The following is a 3216-nucleotide window of genomic DNA, read 5'->3' as shown; positions in this document are numbered from 1 at the left end:
TAGAAATCGCCCGGCGAGAGATTGCGGCCGTCCGGCAGCGCCACGTCGAAGCGGCCGCTCATCCCGAGATGCATGATCAGCGATTCACCGGAATCGAGGCCGGCCACGAGGTACTTGGCCCGGCGCGCCAGGTCCCGCACCGTGCGGCCCTCGAGGCGCTCCGCGAAACGGTCCGGGAAGGGGAAGCGGAGGTTGGGCCTCCGCAAGAGGACACGGGCGAAGCGCGCGCCGACCAGGGCGGGCGCGAGGCCGAGGCGGACGGTTTCGACTTCGGGAAGTTCAGGCATGAAGGGACGGGGTGCGCGTGGAGATTGGGGACCGGGCTGCGGCATCGCGGGACGATGCGATCCGCCGATGGCGATCGATGGCAGATGGCGATCTTGACCGCCTTTCGCTATGAGCGTCGGCGAGAGGATGGTCCATGACTTCGGTAGGCACGACTTCGGTAGGCACGACTGCGGGGGAACAGACGGCTGATCGATCCGCGGACGCGTCGAGCACGCATTTCGGATTCGAAAGCGTGGCCCTCGACGAGAAGCAGGGGCGCGTCGACGACGTGTTCCGGTCCGTGGCCAAGCGCTACGACCTCATGAACGACCTGATGTCGGGGGGACTGCACCGCGCCTGGAAGTCGCACCTCATCTCGATGCTGCGCCCGCCGCGCAACCGGCCGTTCCGCCATCTCGACGTGGCCGGCGGCACCGCCGACATCGCCTTCCGCGCCCTGGAGGCCGGCGGTCCCGCGACCCACACCACGGTCCTCGACATCAACGAGGCGATGCTGCGGGTCGGCGCCGAGCGGGCGGGCGACCGCTTCCGCGGGCGCATCGACTTCGTGACCGCCAATGCCGAGGCGCTGCCACTGCCGGCGGAGCAGTTCGACGCCTACACCATCGCCTTCGGTATCCGGAACGTGCCCCGGATCGACAAGGCGCTCGCCGAGGCGCACCGGGTGCTGAAGCCCGGCGGACGGTTCCTCTGCCTCGAATTCTCGAAGGTCGACCTGCCGGTGCTCGACCGGATCTACGACGCCTACTCGTTCCACGTGATCCCGCGCCTCGGCGCCCGGGTGGCCGGGGACGCGGATTCCTACCGCTACCTCGTGGAATCCATCCGCAAGTTTCCCTCGCCCGGCCGGTTCGCGGGGATGATCGAGGCGGCGGGGTTCCGCCATGTCAGCCACCGGCCGCTCACGGGCGGGATCGTGGCGATCCATTCGGGCTGGAAGGTCTCGTGACGGATCAGGCCGCCTGATGCTCGGCTCCGTCGTTCACCTGGTCCGGGGCGCGCATGTCGGCTTCGTGCTCGCCCGCGAGGGCGCGCTCGCGCTCGTCGACCCCGCCGAACTCCCCCCGCACCTGCGCCTGGTCCTGCGGATCGGACGGATGCTGGAGCGCTCCGGCCTCGGCGTCGGCGCCGGTCCGCTGCAGCGTGCCCTGACTCGTCTCGGGCCCAGCTACGTCAAGTTCGGCCAGTTCCTCGCCACCCGGCCCGACATCGTCGGCATGCACGCGGCCCGGGATCTCGAGACCCTGCAGGACCGGGTGCCGCCCTTCCCGCAGGAGACCGCGATCCGCGTCGTCGAGGCGGCCCTCGGCAAGCCGGTGGCGCATCTCTTCGTCTCGTTCAGCCCGCCCATCGCGGCCGCCTCCATCGCGCAGGTCCACAAGGCCCACATCCTCGACGTCGACGGCACCGAGCGGGTCCTGGCGATCAAGATCATGCGCCCGGGCGTGCGCGAGCGCTTCCAGCGCGACCTCCAGGTCATGCGGTTCATGGCCCGCGTGGTGCACGCCCTGTCGCCCAAGGCCGAGCGGCTGCGCCCCCGCGAGGTGGTGGAGATCCTCGCCCGCTCGGTGATGATGGAGATGGACTTCCGGCTCGAGGCGGCCGCGATGTCCGAGCTGGCGCAGAACACCAAGGACGACGCGGATTTCCGCGTGCCCAAGCCGGACTGGGAGCTGACCGCCCGGGACGTCCTGTCGAGCGAGTGGATCGAGGGCATCCGGCTCAACGACCACGCGGCCATCGTGGCGGCCGGGCACGATCCCAAGGCCCTCGGCCGGGCGGTGATCCAGTCCTTCCTGCGCCACGCCATCCGCGACGGCTTCTTCCACGCCGACATGCATCCCGGGAACCTGTTCGTCGACCCGACCGGCACCCTGGTGGCGGTGGATTTCGGCATCATGGGCCGGCTCGGGCACATGGAGCGCCGCTTCCTCGCCGAGATCCTGCTGGGCTTCATCCTGCGCGACTACAAGCGCGTGGCCCAGGTCCATTTCGAGGCCGGCTACGTGCCGGCGCACCATTCGGTGGAGGATTTCGCCCAGGCGATCCGGGCAATCGGCGAGCCGATCCACCAGCGCAAGGCCGACGAGATCTCGATGGCCAAGGTGCTCACCCTGCTGTTCGACATCACCGCGCTGTTCGACATGAGCACCCGCACCGAACTGGTGATGCTGCAGAAGACCATGGTGGTGGTCGAGGGCGTCGCCCGCTCCCTCGATCCCAAGCTCGACATGTGGACCGGGGCCGAGCCCGTGGTGCGTTCCTGGATCACGCGCAATCTCGGGCCCGTGGGACGCGTCGAGAGCCTGGGCCGCGCCGCCCTCACCATCACCGACGTGGTGTCGGACATCCCCGATCTCGCCCAGCGCCTGCGCCGCATCCTCGTGCGCCTCGACGAGGCCGGCTCCGGCGACGGCAATCGCCTCGACGCGTACGCCCGGTCCGAGCGCCGGCGCGCGATCTGGTCGACGGTGGCCCTGTGGGGCATCGCCATCGGTGCGCTGGTGATGGCGTTCCGGTAGCCTGCCTTGCAACGATCCGTCAGGCTCGCCTTCCGAAGGGTTCGACCATGCGCCGCCCGCTCCAGAACCGCCGCATCCTCCTCGTCATCGGCGGCGGCATCGCCGCCTACAAGGCGCTCGACCTGATCCGGCGCCTGCGCGAGCGCGGCGCGCAGGTGCGTCCGCTCCTGACCAAGGGTGCGCAGGAATTCGTGACGCCGCTGGCGGCGGCGGCGCTCGCGGGCGAGCGGGCCCATACCGACCTGTTCGACCGGGCCGAGGAGGCCGATATCGGGCACATCAAGCTGGCGCGGGATGCCGACGCCATCGTGGTCGCACCCGCCACCGCCAGCCTGATGGCCCGCATGGCCGCGGGCGATTCGTCCGACCTCGCCGCCACGGTACTGCTGGCCACCACCCTGCCGAT

The 3216-nt window shown here is 70.1% G+C and carries 4 protein-coding genes; 3 read left to right on the top strand and 1 reads right to left on the bottom strand.

Annotated elements, in window-relative coordinates; all coding sequences use genetic code 11:
• Nucleotides 1-287 (bottom strand): DNA-formamidopyrimidine glycosylase family protein (locus K2X24_RS16295; protein ID WP_292499398.1); only part of this gene is annotated, 287 nt, incomplete at its 3' end.
• Between the two features lie 134 nt (nt 288-421).
• Here K2X24_RS16295 and ubiE point away from each other — a divergent pair.
• From ubiE to K2X24_RS16280, 3 genes are all read left to right on the top strand, one after another.
• Entirely contained in the window at nt 422-1237 is an 816-nt protein-coding gene (gene ubiE, locus K2X24_RS16290) for a bifunctional demethylmenaquinone methyltransferase/2-methoxy-6-polyprenyl-1,4-benzoquinol methylase UbiE (protein WP_292499397.1), read from the top strand.
• Nucleotides 1238-1253: 16 nt separating this feature from the next.
• Entirely contained in the window at nt 1254-2810 is a 1557-nt protein-coding gene (gene ubiB / locus K2X24_RS16285) for a 2-polyprenylphenol 6-hydroxylase (RefSeq protein ID WP_292499396.1), read from the top strand.
• Nucleotides 2811-2857: 47 nt separating this feature from the next.
• Nucleotides 2858-3216: flavoprotein (locus tag K2X24_RS16280; RefSeq protein WP_292499395.1), on the top strand; the 359-nt coding region annotated here is incomplete at its 3' end.

The sequence above is a fragment of the Methylobacterium sp. genome (assembly GCF_019750675.1).
Classification (GTDB): Bacteria; Pseudomonadota; Alphaproteobacteria; order Rhizobiales; family Beijerinckiaceae; genus Methylobacterium.
This window is presented reverse-complemented; position numbering and strand designations above follow the sequence as displayed.